Origin of the sequence: Azospirillum sp. 11R-A (assembly GCF_049472615.1) — a bacterium.
In the GTDB taxonomy this organism is placed as follows: domain Bacteria; phylum Pseudomonadota; class Alphaproteobacteria; order Azospirillales; family Azospirillaceae; genus Azospirillum; species Azospirillum palustre.
Genome location: NZ_JBCEBL010000016.1, coordinates 134,551 through 150,485 on the forward strand (window position 1 = coordinate 134,551; position 15,935 = coordinate 150,485).

The 15,935-nt window shown below is 66.5% G+C and carries 12 protein-coding genes; 4 read left to right on the forward strand and 8 right to left on the reverse strand.

The features are described from left to right. Positions 1 to 36 precede the first annotated feature (36 nt). Positions 37 to 849 carry a DUF2076 domain-containing protein gene (locus VH569_RS21085; RefSeq protein WP_423317629.1) on the reverse strand — a complete coding sequence of 271 codons (813 nt, stop codon included), beginning with the start codon at positions 847 to 849 and terminating at the stop codon, positions 37 to 39. A gap of 377 nt (positions 850 to 1,226) precedes the next feature. Between VH569_RS21085 and VH569_RS21090 the strand changes: the two genes are divergently transcribed. Genes VH569_RS21090 through VH569_RS21100 form a run of 3 tightly spaced genes read left to right on the forward strand, consistent with a single transcriptional unit; the run spans position 1,227 to position 4,181 of the window. Beyond that, entirely contained in the window at positions 1,227 to 1,907 is a 681-nt protein-coding gene (locus VH569_RS21090; protein ID WP_423317631.1) for a chemotaxis protein CheX, read from the forward strand. Continuing rightward, complete coding sequence (locus VH569_RS21095) at positions 1,888 to 3,783, forward strand: PAS domain S-box protein (protein ID WP_423317632.1); 1,896 nt, start codon at positions 1,888 to 1,890, stop codon at positions 3,781 to 3,783. The genes VH569_RS21090 and VH569_RS21095 overlap by 20 nt, the downstream gene beginning before the upstream one ends. Continuing rightward, complete coding sequence (locus tag VH569_RS21100) at positions 3,780 to 4,181, forward strand: response regulator (RefSeq protein ID WP_423317634.1); 402 nt, start codon at positions 3,780 to 3,782, stop codon at positions 4,179 to 4,181. The genes VH569_RS21095 and VH569_RS21100 overlap by 4 nt, the downstream gene beginning before the upstream one ends. Positions 4,182 to 4,229: 48 nt before the next feature. Here VH569_RS21100 and VH569_RS21105 read toward each other — a convergent pair whose 3' ends face one another. From VH569_RS21105 to VH569_RS21115, 3 genes are all read right to left on the reverse strand, one after another. Beyond that, positions 4,230 to 6,038, reverse strand: coding sequence for an ABC transporter ATP-binding protein (locus VH569_RS21105; RefSeq protein ID WP_423317636.1), 1,809 nt, complete (start codon positions 6,036 to 6,038; stop codon positions 4,230 to 4,232). Positions 6,039 to 6,332: 294 nt separating this feature from the next. Beyond that, positions 6,333 to 8,447 carry a YgiQ family radical SAM protein gene (locus tag VH569_RS21110; RefSeq protein ID WP_423317638.1) on the reverse strand — a complete coding sequence of 705 codons (2,115 nt, stop codon included), beginning with the start codon at positions 8,445 to 8,447 and terminating at the stop codon, positions 6,333 to 6,335. Positions 8,448 to 8,677: 230 nt separating this feature from the next. Continuing rightward, positions 8,678 to 9,922 (reverse strand): TCR/Tet family MFS transporter, encoded by a 1,245-nt coding sequence (locus VH569_RS21115; RefSeq protein WP_423317640.1) that lies wholly within the window; start codon positions 9,920 to 9,922, stop codon positions 8,678 to 8,680. A gap of 248 nt (positions 9,923 to 10,170) precedes the next feature. Between VH569_RS21115 and VH569_RS21120 the strand changes: the two genes are divergently transcribed. Beyond that, positions 10,171 to 11,610, forward strand: a complete 1,440-nt coding sequence (locus tag VH569_RS21120) for a ferredoxin reductase family protein (protein ID WP_423317642.1) — start codon at positions 10,171 to 10,173, stop codon at positions 11,608 to 11,610. Positions 11,611 to 11,864: 254 nt separating this feature from the next. Here VH569_RS21120 and pstB read toward each other — a convergent pair whose 3' ends face one another. The 4 genes from pstB to pstS form a co-directional block, all read right to left on the reverse strand. Continuing rightward, complete coding sequence (gene pstB / locus VH569_RS21125) at positions 11,865 to 12,662, reverse strand: phosphate ABC transporter ATP-binding protein PstB (RefSeq protein WP_423317692.1); 798 nt, start codon at positions 12,660 to 12,662, stop codon at positions 11,865 to 11,867. 68 nt (positions 12,663 to 12,730) lie between these two features. After that, positions 12,731 to 13,612 (reverse strand): phosphate ABC transporter permease PstA, encoded by an 882-nt coding sequence (gene pstA / locus VH569_RS21130; RefSeq protein ID WP_423317644.1) that lies wholly within the window; start codon positions 13,610 to 13,612, stop codon positions 12,731 to 12,733. 5 nt (positions 13,613 to 13,617) lie between these two features. Further along, the gene (pstC, locus tag VH569_RS21135; protein ID WP_098735253.1) at positions 13,618 to 14,601 is read right to left on the reverse strand and encodes a phosphate ABC transporter permease subunit PstC; all 984 of its coding nucleotides are present in this window, start codon (positions 14,599 to 14,601) and stop codon (positions 13,618 to 13,620) included. Positions 14,602 to 14,709: 108 nt separating this feature from the next. Beyond that, positions 14,710 to 15,777 carry a phosphate ABC transporter substrate-binding protein PstS gene (gene pstS, locus VH569_RS21140; RefSeq protein WP_423317694.1) on the reverse strand — a complete coding sequence of 356 codons (1,068 nt, stop codon included), beginning with the start codon at positions 15,775 to 15,777 and terminating at the stop codon, positions 14,710 to 14,712. Between the last annotated feature and the right edge of the window lie 158 nt (positions 15,778 to 15,935).

Below are 15,935 nucleotides of genomic sequence, written 5' to 3' on the forward strand. Positions count from 1 at the left end.
TCAAGCGATTCCGCTTGAACCGATCACACTCTAGGCTCAGACCCAGGAATCGTCCCCGCCGCTACCGCCATCGTCAAAGGACGGATCGTCGTACGATACATCGTCGGCCGGCGGCGGATCAGGCGCATAGGCGGCGTCCTGCGCCGTGTCGCCGCCCGCATCGCTTTGCGGGCCCTGCTCGTCGCCGTAGTAGTTGTTGGTGATTACCGTCTCGTTGATCGTCTCACCGGCCATGGGCTGGGCCATCGCCGTGCCGAAGGGTCCGGGCGAGTGGTGCAGCAGGGAGGAGATGGCGCTCGCCGCCAGCATTCCGCCGGCCACGCCCGCCGCGGTCTGCGCCGCACCGGCGAAGAATCCGCCGCCGCGCGGGGCCATGCCCGGCTGCGGGAAGGGGGAGGGGCTGTATTGCTGCTGCGGATAGGCGGCACCCGGCGCCGCACCCCAGGGGCTGCGCCCGGCGGCCGGCTGTTGCTGTGGCTGCCCTTGGGGCTGCCCCTGGGGTGCCTGCGGATAGGAGGGGGCAGGGGGAGGTTCGGCCCCACGGCCCCACGGGCTGCGTCCGATGCCGAGCGCGTTGGACAGGAAGCTGCCGCCGGACTGGGCCGGCTGGGCCGGACGCTCGCGCAACTGGCGCTCCAGTTCCTCGATCCGGGTCTGTGCCGCGGTCAGCGCCTGCTGCTGCACCAGGACGGTCTGCGCCATGTAGTAGGACGACAGCGGCTGGTCCTGAACCGACCGGCGGATGAAGTCCTCCGCTTCGGTGTCGCGCGGCTGGGAGGCCTGCTGGGACTCCACATCGCGCAGGCGGCGGAACAGGTCGGACAGAAGCGTGCGTTCCTCGGGGGTCATCGACGTCTCCTAAGACATGGCGCCCATCGCAAGGGGACGCCGCCCCTATATGTGGAGCCGCCATCCCCCGCAGGACAAGTCCCTTGTGAGATGTTCCCGCCTTGAGAGACCGTCCCGCCCCACAACACCGCACCGGTCAGTTAATTTCGCGTCTCAAGCAATATTGCGCAAAAATTCCAGCGACTTGCCAAAGGTTCCGCTCTTGGGTCTTTGGATGGTGGATTGTCAGGCTGACCATTGTGGGAAGTGGACGGCTATATCGGCTATGGCGTCGCGGGATTAACATATGACATTGACGGGGGTGCCTTTTTTCCCATCGATAGGCCACATTTGTGATGCGTCCGCCCGGCGGCGCCGGTTGAGAAGCCGAGACCAAGATGAACAGGCGCCGAGAGATGGTGGAACTGACCGACCTGGAGCGCGATGCGCTGACCGAGTTGGTGAATATGGGGGTCGGCCGCGCCGCCACCCATCTCAGCCGCATGGTCAACGACCAGGTTCTGCTGTCCGTGCCGACCGTGGACATCGTCAGCCGGCAGGAGGCGTCCGATTTCCTGGCCGCGCGCGAGCGCAACGGGCTGGTGGCGGTGGAGCAGCAGTTCCAGGGCTCCTTCGACGGCCGCGCCATGCTGATCTTTCCGGAGGCCAACAGCCTGGAACTGGCCCGCGCGGTCCTGGGCGGCGACCTGACCCTGGCGGAAATCGTCGATCTGGAGCAGGACGCCCTGGCGGAGATCGGCAACATCATCCTGAACGGTTGCCTGGTGGTGGTCGCCAACGCGCTGAAGGACCGGCTGACCATCTCGCTGCCGGCGGTGCTGCGCGGCGACGGCGCCAACATCCTCAAGGACAAGGTCGGCGGCGGCGATGAGCTGGTGCTGTTCCTCTACATCGATTTCACCATCCGCAGCCGCAGCATCCGCGGCTACATCGCCCTGCTGATGGGGGTTTCGTCCCTGCAGTCCCTGAAGCAACTGATCCACGCCTTCATCGAAGGCATCGCCGCCGAAGAACCCACATCCGCTGGAACGTCGTCTCATGGCTCCCAGATTGCCTGAACAACCCACCTGGGCACTGGATGTCCTCGGCGCGCTGGATGCCGGCATCCTGCTTCTGGACCGCCATTGCCGCGTTCTCTACTGGAACGGCTGGATGGAGCAGGCCTCCACCCTGACGGCCAGGGAGATCCTCGGGCACGACCTGTTCGACGCCTTGCCCAACCTGCGGGAATCGCGCCTGCACATCGCCGTGCGCGACACGCTGGCCACCGGCGCGCCCGGCGTCCTGTCGCACACGCTGAACCCGATGCTGTTCCCGCTGCGCCTGCCGGATGGGCGGCGGATGGTCCACAATGTGGTGATCCGTCCCCTGCCGTCGCACGCACCCTCGCCTCATTCGCAATCCGCGGGCAACGAGGCGCGCTGCCTGATCCAGGTGACCGATGTCACCGCGTCGGTGAACCGCGAACGGGTTCTGCGCGAACAGCGCGACGCGCGCTATCGCGCCATCGTCGACACCGCCCCCGACGCCATCATCACCACCGACACCCGCGGCATGGTGCAATGGATGAACGGCACCGCCACGCGTCAGTTCGACTATCGCCCGGACGAGCTGATCGGACAGAGCGTCGCCGTGCTGCTGGGCGAGGATGCTCCCGACTGGATCGCCATGGCGGAGGGCAGCGGGCCGGGTGCTGCCGGCATGGATACCGCAGCCCAGCCGGTGGAGCTGTCCGGCCGGCGCCGCGACGGCAGCCACATCGACCTGGAACTGTCGATGGCGCGCTGGGAATCGGAAGGGCGCAGCTTCATCACCGGCATCCTGCGCGACATCACCGAACGTCGCCGCACCCGGGAGGAGCTGCGGACCAGCGCGCTTGCCATGCGCCAGCTGGCCGAGCAGACCAAGGCGACGCTGGACGCGCTGCCGGCCTTCATCGCGGTGCTCGACCGCTCCGGCCACATCGTCTCGGTCAACCGCGCCTGGGCCGAAGCCGGGCCGGAAACGACCTTCCTCGGCCAGGGCTGCATCGTCGGCGACGATTATCTCGACCATTGCGGCCGGGGCGAGACCGCCGACCCGCGCGCCGACACCGTGATGGACAGCCTGCGCAGGCTGCTGAGCGAAGGCGGGCCGCCGGTGTCGGCGGAATATGTCACCAACAACCAGCACTGGTTCCGCTGCCTCGCCGCCCCGATGCCGGCGGGGCCCTTCGGCGGCACCGTGCTGATGCACATCGACGTGACGGAGATCAAGTCGATGGAGGCGGCGCTGCGCAAGCTGGTCGGCCAGAAATCGACCCTGCTGCGCGAGGTCAACCACCGCGTCAAGAACAGCCTGCAGCTGGTATCCAGCCTGCTGACCCTGCAGACGCTGAGCCTGCCCGACGAGGGGGTGCGGGTGCATTTCCAGGATGCCCGCAGCCGCATCGAGGCGATTGCCCGCGTCCACAACCGGCTCTATCAGGCCGACCAGTTCCAGACCATCGAGTTCGGCACCTACCTGAACGAGCTGTGCGAGGATCTGGCACGCGCATCCGGCGGCGACAGCATGTGCGACATCGTGGTGCGGTCGGACGTGATCGACCTGCCGATCGACCATGCCGCCCCGCTCGGCCTGATCGCCAACGAACTGATCACCAACGCGGTCAAGCATCGCGGCAAAAGTGCGGCGCGGGTGACGGTCACCTTCCGGCGCGAAGACGAGAAGCTCGCCCTGACCGTTTCGGACCGCGGTCCCGGCCTGCCGTCCAACTTCGACATCCGCAAGAGCCGCAGCCTGGGCATGCGCCTGATCTCCAGCCTCGCCGGTCAGATCCGGGCCAGCGTCGACATCGACACCACCACGCAAGGCACCACCTTCCGCATCGAGCTTCCGGTGCCGGACGAGGTGCCGCTGCTGGAGACCTCTTCGCCAGAGGAGATCTCGGGATGAAGATCCTGCTGGTTGAAGACGAGGTGCTGATCGCGCTCGAACAGCAGCTCTATCTGGAGAATGTCGGCCACACTGTCATCGGCCCGGCAGTCACTGCCGTGGAGGCGGTGGAAATCGCCGCGGACGACAAGCCGGATCTCGCCCTGGTCGACGTACATCTGGGCATGGGTACCAACGGCATCGACGCCGCACGGGGATTGACCAGGCTGGGCGTGCCCTGCCTGTTCATCACCTCCTTCCGCGACGAGCTGAAGAAGGACGGCCCGCTGACCGGCATCGGCTGCCTGCCCAAGCCCTTCACCGAAAGCGGCCTGCTCGCCGCCGTCGACGTCGCCCGCGCCATCCTGGCGGGGGAGACGCCGCGCAACGTGCCGCAGACGATGGAACTGTTCGTGTGAGGGGAACGTAGCAGTCCGTCCGGTGCCCGTAGAGGCGCCGATCACACTCTAGCCCCCGATCCGCCGGACCGGCTCCGGCGCCGATTGCTGTTCGAACAGGCGGCGATAGAGCCCGCCCGGCCGGTGGAGCAGGACAGCATGGCTGCCTTCCTCCACAACCCGGCCCTGCTTGAAGACCAGGATGCGGTCCAGCGTGCGCACGGTGGACAGGCGGTGGGCGATGATGATGGCGGTGCGGCCCTGCATCAGCCGCTCGATGGCCTCCTGGATCAGCGCCTCCGATTCCGAATCGAGGCTGGAGGTCGCCTCGTCCAGGATCAGGATCGGCGCGTCGGCCAGGAAGGCGCGGGCCAGCGCCACCCGCTGCCGCTCGCCGCCCGACAGCTTGACGCCGCGCTCGCCGACTAGCGTCGCATAGCCCTTCGGCAGGCGGACGATGAAGTCATGGGCGTTGGCGAGCTTGGCGGCCCGCTCGATCTCCGCCATCGACGCGCCGGGGCGGCCATAGGCGATGTTCTCCGCGAGCGTGCGGTGGAACAGGATCGGCTCCTGCGGGACGATGGCGATCTGCGAGCGCAGGGAGTGCTGCGTCGCCCCCGCCACCTCCTGCCCGTCGATCAGGACCCGGCCGCCGGTCACGTCATAGAGGCGCTGGATCAGCTTGACGAAGGTGGTCTTGCCCGACCCCGACGGCCCGACCAGCCCGACCCGCTCCCCCGCCTCGATGGTCAGCGACAGGTCGCGGTAGAGCGGCGTGGTGTGGCCGCCATACTGGAAGGTGACGAGGTCGAAGCGCACCTCGCCCGCCCCGATGCGGATCGGGATGGCGTCCGGCCGGTCCTCCACCCCCAGCGGCTCGGCATGGATCGCCACCAGCTCCTCCATCTCGTTGACGGAGCGCTGGAGGTGGTTGATGTGCATGCCGATGTCGCGCAGATAGCCATGCACGACGAAATAGGTGGTCAGCACATAAGCCACGTCGCCCGGCGTCGCCTGCCCGCGCCACCACAGCCACAGCGCCGTCGCGACCACGGCACTGCGGATCAGCAGCAGCAGCACCAGTTGCACGGTGCTGTGGCGGGTGTGGCGGGTCCAGGTGCGGTGGGTTCGGCGGCTCCATTTGCCGACGACGGTGGACAGACGGTCGTCCTCGCGCGGCTCGGCGCCGAAGGCCTTGACCACGGCGTTGCAGCCGATGGCGTCGGCCAGCGTCCCGCCGAGCTTGGTGTCCCAGGCGTTCGACAGCCGGGCGGCTGGCGCGATGTAGAGGGTGGAGAACAGCACCGTCATCGCGATGTAGATTGCGGTGCCGAGCGCGATGACCAGCCCCATCGCCGGCCAGTGCAGCCCCAGCGTCACCATTGTGCCGATCAGCACAACCAGCGACGGCCACAGCGCCAGCAGCAGCGTGTCGTCCAGCGTGTCGAGCGCCCACATGCCGCGGGTGATCTTGCGCACCACCGATCCGGCAAAGCTGTTGGCGTGCCAGTCGGTGGAGAAGCGCTGAATGCGGTGGAAACTGTCCTGGCCGACATCCGCCATGATGCGCAGGGTGAAGGGGATGACGCTGCTCCAGGCGATGTGGCGCATCACCACCATGCCGACGCCGAGCGCCACCATGGCACCGAAGGCGGTCAGCGCCGCATGCAGCGCCGCGTCGCGGTCGCCCGGCAGCATGGTGAGGGCATCGACCAGCCGGCCGGCGAACAGCGGCATGAAGACGTCGGCCAGCGTCGACAGGGCGATGGCGCCTGCGATGCCGACGGCCAGCGGGGTCTGGCGGCTCCAGTGACGGAAAGTGAAGGCCAGAACGCTGCGGATGGCGTTCGGGCGCGGGGTGCGTTTCGATTGTGCCATGGGAATCCAACCGGGGCAGGGGCCGGCCATGCGGGCGGCGGCCCCGCCAAAGGAGCCATTGGGAAATGCAGCAATGAGCGCCCTCTCTCCCCCGGGGAGAGGGAGGGGACCCACGAAGTGGGGAGGGTGAGGGGGATGCGTGGCGGGACGTTGCGAGAATCCTCGCCACGAATCCCCCTCACCCTGACCCTCTCCCCACTTTCGGCGGACCCATGGTCCGCCTGTCGCGTCAGCGCAAACTTCGTTTGCGCGAGAGCAGGGGGGAGAGGGGAATAGGCCGTGTGCGCTTTAGCGTCACCGGCCCTTCAAATTGGTCTGGCGCGGCTTCATGCCGGACGGCTTGCCGCCAGCCCCGGCTGCCGGCTTCGCCACCGGCGCCTTGCCCACCGGCGGCACCACGCGGCGGCCCTGGCCGGCCTGCTGGGTCAGGAAGGTCTTGCCCCCCTTTTCCCGCGGCTTGGCGGTGGCGCCGACCGGTTGCCAGCCCGGAATCAGATGCTCCTCGCCCGGGCCGATCAGGTCCTCGCGGCCCAGGCGCTTCAGCGCCTCGCGCAGGATCGGCCAGTTCTCCGGATCGTGGTAGCGCAGGAAGGCCTTGTGCAGGCGGCGCTGCTTCAACCCCTTCGCCGACGAAACGATTTCCGATCCGACGCGGCGGACCGGGCGCAACGGATTGCGCTCGCTGTGGTACATCGCGGTCGCCAGCGACATCGGCGAGGGCAGGAAGGTCTGCACCTGATCCGCCTTGAAGCCGTTCCGCTTCAGCCACAAGGCGAGGTTCATCATGTCCTCGTCCGTGGTGCCGGGGTGGGCGGCGATGAAGTAGGGGATGAGGTAGAGCTTCTTCCCGGCCTCCTTCGCGGCCTTGTCGAACATCCGCTTGAACTCGTCGTAGGCCCCCATGCCGGGCTTCATCATCTTGCCCAGCGGCCCCGGCTCGGTGTGTTCCGGCGCGATCTTCAGGTAACCGCCGACATGGTGGGTCACCAGCTCCTTCACATATTCCGGATTGCGGACGGCGAGGTCGTAGCGCAGGCCGGACGCGATGTGGATCTTCTTCACCCCCGGCACGGCGCGGGCCTTGCGGTAGAGCTGGACCAGCGAGGAATGGTCGGTGTTCAGGTTCTTGCAGATGTCGGGGAAGACGCAGGACGGACGCCGGCAGACCGACTCCGTCTCCTTGTCCTTGCAGGCGAGGCGATACATGTTGGCGGTCGGCCCGCCCATGTCGGAGATGACGCCGGTGAAGCCCTTGGTCTTGTCGCGGATATGCTCGATCTCGCGCAGGATCGACCCTTCCGACCGGCTCTGGATGATGCGCCCCTCATGCTCGGTGATCGAGCAGAAGGAACAGCCGCCGAAGCAGCCGCGCATGATGTTCACCGAGAAGCGGATCATCTCCCACGCCGGGATGCGCGCATCGCCGTAGGACGGATGCGGCGCGCGGGCATAGGACAGGTCGTAGACGCCGTCCATCTCGTTGGTTTCGAGCGGGATCGGCGGCGGGTTCAGCCAGACGTCGCGGTCGCCGTGGCGCTGGACCAGCGCGCGGGCGTTGCCGGGGTTGCTTTCCTGATGCAGCACGCGGCTGGCATGGGCGTAGAGCACCTTGTCGGCCGTCACCTGCTCGAAGCTCGGCAACCGCACCGCCATGCGGTCGGCACCGGCGGCGCGCGGCGAGACCGGAGCGGACGGATCGTCGATGGAGCTGCTGTCCACCACCGTCCAGCCGTCCGGCAGGGACGAGCGCATGATGGCGGTGCCGCGGATGTCGGTCATCGCCTTGGGCGACTCCCCGTTCAGCGCACGCTGGGCGATCTCGATGATGGCGCGTTCGGCGTTGCCGTAGACCAGCATGTCCGCCTTGGAATCGACCAGGACGGAGCGGCGGATCTTCTCGCTCCAATGATCGTACTGGGCGATGCGGCGCAAGCTGGCCTCGATGCCGCCGAGGACGATGGGCACGTCCTTGAAGGCTTCGCGGCAGCGCTGGGAATAGACGATGACGGCGCGGTCCGGCCGCTTGCCGCCCTCGTCGTTCGGCGTGTAGCTGTCATTGTGGCGCAGGCGACGGTCAGCCGTGTAGTGGTTGACCATCGAATCCATGTTGCCGCCGGTCACCCCCCAGAACAGCCGCGGCTTGCCCAGGATCTTGAACGGCTCCGCACTGCTCCAGTCCGGCTGGGCGATGATGCCGACACGCAGGCCCTGCGATTCCAGAAGCCGACCGATGATCGCCATGCCGAAGCTGGGATGGTCGATATAGGCGTCGCCGGTGACGACGATCACGTCGCACTGGTCCCAGCCCAGCCGGTCCATTTCCGCGCGCGACATCGGCAGGAAGGGCGCCGCCTTGGGGCGCACGCTCCGGTCCGGGCGGTGGGCGAACAGGTTGGGGGCCGCGAGCATCGCGTTCTCCGGGTCTCAATCAACAATGCGGATGGATAAGCCGACAGTCTTACCTTGTCGGCCGACAAATTCCCACCGCTGATAACGCAGCGGAGCAATGGGACATTGTGCGGCGTGGCGCGACAGCTATGTGGGACGCCCCACAGCCGGTGCAAGGGCCGGCCAGGGAGACAGGCCAGGAGGGGCTGACCAGCAGACAGGGCACGGGAGAGGGGCAGGGCGGCGAAGAGTCAGGCCGCAACGCCGCCCGCTTCTCCCGCCCGGCCGTTGCGCCGCGCCACCACCCAGCCGATCACCGCACCAGCCAGCATCACCAGGGCCGCGATCAGGAAGGCGGCGCCCGGATGGGGGAACAGCGGATCGATGCCCACCGAGGCGGAATAGACCGTGCCGAAGAAGACTGGCGACAGGATGCCGGCGACGCTCGCCACGCTCATGTTGGCGCCCTGAAGCTGGCCCTGTTCGGACGAGCCGACCCGCTGCGTCATCAGCGACTGGATGGTCGGCATCGCCAGCCCCCACAGCGCGTTCGGCACGATGGCGAAGGCGAACCAGCCGCCATCCGGCGCCAGCCCCATGCAGGCCAGCCCGACCGCCCCGCCGAACAGGCCGACGATCATCGTGCCGCGGTCGCCCAGCCATTTCACCACGCGTGACACCACCAGCCCCTGCACGAGCATGTCGAGCGCACCGACCATCGACAGCAGAAGCCCCACATCCCACGCACTCCAGCCATAGCGGTGCGCTGCATAAAGCACGAAGACGGCGGGGAAGACCTGGTGGGAGACGTGCAACATGAAATTGACCATCGCCAGACCCGACAGTTCCGGGTGCGAGCGCAGCAGCTGGAACGCTCCGAACGGGTTGGCCCGGCGCCAGGAAAAGGCCATGCGGCTTTCCTGCGGAAGCGATTCCGGCAGCACCGCCAGACCATAGAGGAAGGCAAGCCCGCTGAGCAGGCCGGCACCCCAGAAGGGTGCCCGCGGCGAGATCTCGCCCAGCACTCCGCCCAGCAGCGGTCCGGCGATGAAGCCGGCGCTGAAGGCGGCACCGATCAGGCCATAGGCACGCGCCCGCTGCTCCGGCGGCGTCACGTCGGCCATATAGGCGAAGACCGTGGTGAAGCTGGAGGAGGTGATGCCGGCAACGGCACGGCCGAGCACCAGCCACCACAAATTCGGCGCCACCGCCATCAGCACATAGTCCGCCGCCAGCCCCAGCGCCGACAGCAGGATCACCGGCCGCCGGCCGAAACGGTCCGACAGCGACCCGATCACCGGCGAGGAGAAGAACTGCATCAGCGCCCACAGCGCCACCAGCGCGCCGTTGATGGTGCCGGCCTGCGCATCGGCCCCGGCGAACTCCTCGATGAGCGCCGGCAGCACCGGAATGACGATGCCCATCGCAACGATGTCGAGTGCGGCGGTGACGAGAATGAAGGCTATCGCGGCCTTGCGCGGACGAACGGACGACATGGAAAACCTTTGGAATCAAAAGATGTAAGCGTCCAAAAGGGGCGCGGGCGTGCCCCGGCCGGAATGGGCGGACCGGACGGCATCGCGAAGGTGGGGTGGATCATAGGCTGCATGCGGCCTGTTGTGAAGCGAAATATTTCCGATAGCGGATATGTTTTGCCGGGTGAGCGTGCGCCCCTATTCATCATGAGCCACGACGGACTCCGCACCTGCTCCGGCTGCGGATGGCTGTATTTCATGAAATCGGCTTGTTCACCGTCGCCATCGGTAAAATCATTCATGCACTGCCGCTTCCTCGGCGGCACAGCAGGAGGAAGGTCGCCATGCAGAGGATCAAGCTATCCTTTTGGGGGCTTCTAGCGCTGTTGAGCGTGCTGTGGCTCGCCGCCGACCCCTCGATCCTGCAATGGACCGGCTACTTCGCGTTCCGCGCCGCCATGGTCCAGCACAGTGGCGTGATCGCCATCGGCTGCATGAGCGTCGCCATGATCCTGGCTTTGCGCCCGCGCTGGCCCGAAACATGGTTCGGCGGTCTGGACAAGATGTACTGCCTGCACAAATGGCTGGGCATCGGCGCCCTCGCGTTCGCGGTCGTCCATTGGTTTTGGGCGCAGGGAACGAAATGGGCGGTGGGTTGGGGCTGGCTGGACCGGCCTCGGCGCGGTCCGCGTGCAGCACTAGGTGCAGCATCGGGTGCAACGCCGGACAACCCGGTCGCCCAATCGTTCATGGATCTGCGCGGCATCGCGGAAGCGGTGGGTGAATGGGCATTCTATGCCATTCTGCTGCTGATCGTGCTCGCACTGATCAATAGCTTCCCATACCGGCTGTTCCTTCGGACTCACCGCCTGCTGCCGATCGCCTATCTGGTGCTGGCCTTCCACACCGTCATCCTCACCAAATTCGCTTACTGGACCGCGCCCATCGGCTGGGTTCTCGGAGCGTTGCTCGCCAGCGGCACATGGGCCGCCGTCCTGTCCCTGCTGGGCCGCGTCGGTGCCGGCCGGCGGATTCCGGGCACCATCTGTGCCCTCCACACCTATCCGGGCCTGCGCGTGCTGGAGGCGGAGATCGACGTGCCGCGGGGATGGCCCGGTCACAAGGCGGGCCAGTTCGCCTTTGCCATGTCGGACGCCGCGGAGGGCGCGCATCCCTATACCATTGCCTCCGCCTGGAACGAGGCCGAGCACCGCATCGTCTTCATCATCAAGGAACTGGGGGACCATACGCAGCGCCTGCCGAGCACGCTGCAGGTCGGTCAGGCGGTGACGGTCGAGGGGCCGTACGGCTGTTTCACCTTCGACGACGAATGCCCTCATCAGATCTGGGTTGGCGGCGGTATCGGCGTGACGCCCTTCATCGCCCGCATGAAGTATCTGGCAATGCATCCGGAGCGGCCTCCGCAAGCCATCCACTTCTTCCACACCACACGCGATTATGACGAGGACGCCATCACCAGACTGACCGCCGACGCCGCTGCCGCGGGCGTGTGCCTGCACGTGCTGGTCGATGGCCGCGATGGCCAGCTGACCGGGGAGCGCATCCGCGCAGCCGTCCCAGGATGGCGCGACGCCAGCATCTGGTTCTGCGGCCCGACGGGATTCGGGCAGGCGCTGCGGCAGGATTTTGCGGCTCAAGGAATGCCGGTGGAACAGCGCTTCCACCAGGAGCTTTTCGAAATGCGATGAGCGTCGCAGGGGGAGTGGGGGAAGCCAGACCCTGACGGCGCGTGAACCTGCCGTACAAGAAAGTTGCACTTCAGAATAGAACCCACCGCCCAAGCGGCAAGAAACACATAAGGATGATTATGGAAATTTATAAAACCAGAGAAGCCTCCGCTGCTTCATAGCCTGCCGAATCCTGATCGAGGAAAAAAACAAAAGGCTCCCGCCACCGGATGGCAGCGGGAGCCTTTTGCTTCACTGGGCTTGGCGCAAACGTATCAGCCGAAACGGCCGGTGATGTATTCGGAGGTCTTTTCCTTGGTCGGGTTGGTGAAGATCTCTTCCGTGTTCCCGAACTCGATCAGTTCGCCCAGATACATGAAGGCGGTGAAGTTGGAGATGCGGGCAGCCTGCTGCATGTTGTGGGTCACGATGGCGATGCAGTAGTCGGACCGCAGCTCGTCGATCAGCTCCTCGCACTTGGCGGTGGAGATCGGATCGAGCGCCGAGGTCGGCTCGTCCAGCAGCAGAACCGACGGCTTCACCGCAATGGCTCGGGCGATGCAGAGGCGCTGCTGCTGGCCGCCGGACAGGCTCATGCCGTTCTGGCGCAGCTTGTCCTTCACCTCGTCCCACAATGCTGCGCGGCGCAGCGAGAATTCAATCCGCTCGTCCATATCGGCGCGGGACAGCTTCTCGTACAGCTTCACGCCGAAGGCGATGTTGTCGTAGATCGACATCGGGAACGGCGTCGGCTTCTGGAACACCATGCCGACGCGGGCACGCAGCAGGTTCAGGTCCTGCTTGGGCGACAGGATGTTGACGCCGTCCAGCATGACCTCGCCGGTGGCGACCTGCTTGGGATAGAGGTCGTACATCCGGTTCAGGATGCGCAGCAGGGTCGACTTGCCGCAGCCCGACGGGCCGATGAAGGCGGTGACCTGACGGTCGTAGAGCGGCAGCGAGATGCTCTTCAGCGCGCGATAGCCGTCATAGAAGAAGTCCAGGTTGCGGACGGTGATCTTCTCGGGCAGGCCGGCACCGGCGATGGCACGGTCGGCGGCGGCTCCGGCCATCATGCCGGGGGGCATCGGGTGGCTGCCGTGGGCGTGGCTGTTGGCGTCCATGTGGGTCATCGTCATGGTTACTTTCTCGTCGTGCCGAGACCGGCCAGCAGCCGGGCGCCGATGTTGAGGAGCAGGATGGCGACCGTGATCAGCAGCGCTCCGCCCCAGGCCAGCTGGCGCCAGTCCTCATAGGGCGACATCGCGTACTGGAATATGACCACCGGCAGGTTGGCCATCGGCGCGTTCATGTCCGCGCTCCAGAACTGGTTGTTCAGGGCGGTGAACAGCAGCGGTGCGGTTTCGCCGCTGATGCGGGCAACGGCCAGCAGCACACCGGTGATCATACCGTTGCGGGCGGCGCGGTAGGCCACCATGGTGATGACCTTCCACTGCGGAGCGCCGAGCGCGGCGGCGGCCTCGCGCAGGCTGTTGGGCACCAGCTTCAGCATGTCCTCGGTCGTGCGGACGACGACCGGGATGACCAGCACCGCCAGCGCCATGGCGCCGGCCCAGGCCGAGAAATGGCCCATGCGGATCACCAGCACCTCGTAGACGAACAGGCCTACCATGATCGACGGCGCGCTCAGCAGCACGTCGTTGATGAAGCGGACCACCTCGGCCAGCTTGGTACCGCGGCCGAACTCCGCCAGATAGGTGCCGGCCAGCACGCCGACCGGCGTTCCGACCAGGGTGGCGACCGACGTCATGACGACGCTGCCGAAGATGGCGTTCAACAGGCCGCCCTCGCCGCCCGGCGGCGGGGTGTTCTCGGTGAACAGGCTGAGGTTGATGGCCGACAGCCCGTTGTAGAGCAGCGTCCACAGGATGGCGACCAGCCAGAACAGGCCGAAGCCGGCGGCTCCGAGCGCCAGGGACAGCGCCAGCTTGTTGGCGATGCGCCGGCGGTGATAGAGCCCGCCGATGGGCGTCGCCAGCGTCGCGGAATTGGACATCGTCATGGGCCTCAGACTCCGGCCTTGCGCTGCAGGCGCAGCAGCATCAGCTTGGCGATCGACAGGACGGCGAAGGTGATCAGGAACAGGATCAGACCGAGCGCCACCAGCGACGAGGTGTAGACGTCGCCCACCGCCTCGGTGAACTCGTTGGCGATGGAGGCCGAGATCGTCGTGCCCGGTGCCATGATCGAGGAGCTGATGCGGTGCGCGTTGCCGATGACGAAGGTCACCGCCATCGTCTCGCCCAGCGCGCGGCCCAGCCCCAGCATCACGCCGCCGACGACGCCGGTGCGGGTGTAGGGCAGCACCACGTTCCACACCACCTCCCAGGTGGTGGCCCCCAGCCCGTAGGCGGATTCACGCACCATCGGCGGCACCGTCTCGAAGACGTCGCGGGTGATGGAGGTGATGAAGGGCAGAACCATGATGCCCAGGATCAGGCCGGCGGTCAGGATGCCGATGCCGTAGGGCGGGCCCATGAACAGGTTGCCGATGCCGGGGATCTGGCCCAGCGTATTGATCAGGAAGGGCTGGATGGTCGACTGCATGAAGGGGGCGAAGACGAACAGGCCCCAGATGCCGTAGATGATGCTGGGGATGCCGGCGAGCAGCTCGATGGCGACGCCGAGCGGGCGCTTCAGCCAGGCGGGGCACATCTCGGTGATGAACAGGGCGATGCCGAAGCTGACGGGGATGCCGACAGCCATGGCGATGACCGACGTTATCAGCGTGCCGTAAATGGGGGCGAGCGCGCCGAATTCCTCCGACACCGGGTTCCAGACTTCGGTTGCGACGAATCCGAAGCCGAACGCGCGGAGTGCCGGCAGCGCGCCGTCGATCAGGGAAACCGTGACGCCGCCCAGGATCAGCAGGACGAGCAGCGCGAATGCGAGGGTGGCGTTGCGGAAAGCCGCATCCTGCAGGCGCTGGCGGCGGGCCCGGCGGGCGGTGGAGGCGTGTGCGTCGGTCAAGGTCAGCGCGATCTCGGTCATGGCCGCTCCGTGAGGCGTGCGGGGGGGACGGCGCAATTTCCGTCCCCTCCGGCGATCATGCCCTCGGGCGAGCCGGCCGGCGGCCCGCCCGAGGTCGGTTGGCCGTCGTTACTTGGCCGACGCGGTCCAGACCGGCTTGCCGTCGGCCTGGATGGTCTGCGACCAGGTCTTCTGGACCAGCGACACCACGGCTTCCGGCATCGGGACATAGTCCAGATCGGTGGCCATCTTGCCGCCGTTCTTGTAGGCCCAGTCGAAGAACTTCAGCGCTTCGGCCGAAGACGCCACGTCCTGCGGGGCCTTGTACATCAGGATGAAGCTGGCGCCGGTGATCGGCCAGCTGTCAGCACCCGGCTCGTCGGTCAGCAGGACGTAGTAGCCCCTGGCATTGGCCCAGTCGGCGTTGGCGGCGGCAGCCTGGAAGGCCTCGATCTTCGGGGAGACGGTCTTGCCGTCCTTGTTCTGCAGGTCGAGGTGGGTGATGTTGTTCTGCTTGGCGTAGGCGTATTCGACGTAGCCGATCGAGCCGTCCGTCTGCTTGACCATGTTGGCCACGCCTTCGTTGCCCTTGGCGCCGATGCCGGCCGGCCACTGGACGGAGGTGTTGGCGCCGATCTGGGTCTTGAACTTCGGGCTGGTCTTCGACAGGTAGTCGGTGAACAGGAAGTTGGTGCCCGACCCGTCAGAGCGGTAGACCGGGGCGATGGCGGTGTTCGGCAGGTTGACGTTGGGGTTCAGCGCCTTGATCTGCGCGTCGTTCCACTTGGTGATCTCGCCCATGTAGATGTTGGCGAGAACGGTGCCCGACAGCTTGACCTCGCCGGCCTTGATGCCCTTCAGGTTCACGACCGGAACCACGCCGCCCATGATCATCGGGAACTGGATCAGACCGGCCTGCTCCAGCTCTTCCGGCTTCAGCGGCATGTCCGACGCGCCGAAGGTGACCGTCTTGGCCTTGATCTGCTTGATGCCGCCGCCCGAACCGATCGACTGGTAGTTCAGGCCCGTGCCCGTCTCCTTCTTGTAGGCGTCGGCCCACTTGGCATAGATCGGATACGGGAAGGTGGCGCCGGCGCCGGAGATGTCGGCGGCCGAAGCGACCGAAATCGGGGCGACCGACACGGACAGGACGGCCAGGGCACCGAAGGCAGCGCAGCGAACGAACGCCGAGGTCATGGTTTTCACGGCTAAACTCCCGATAGGTTTGGACGGTTTGGTTGGGTTCTTCGGAAAAGCCCGGCCTTGGCCGGATGTCGTAACCCGCCTTCTTCGTCGCGGTGACCATAGCCGCCGCCGGTGACGGGTTTGTTTTGTTTACGTGTCAGTTTTATGAA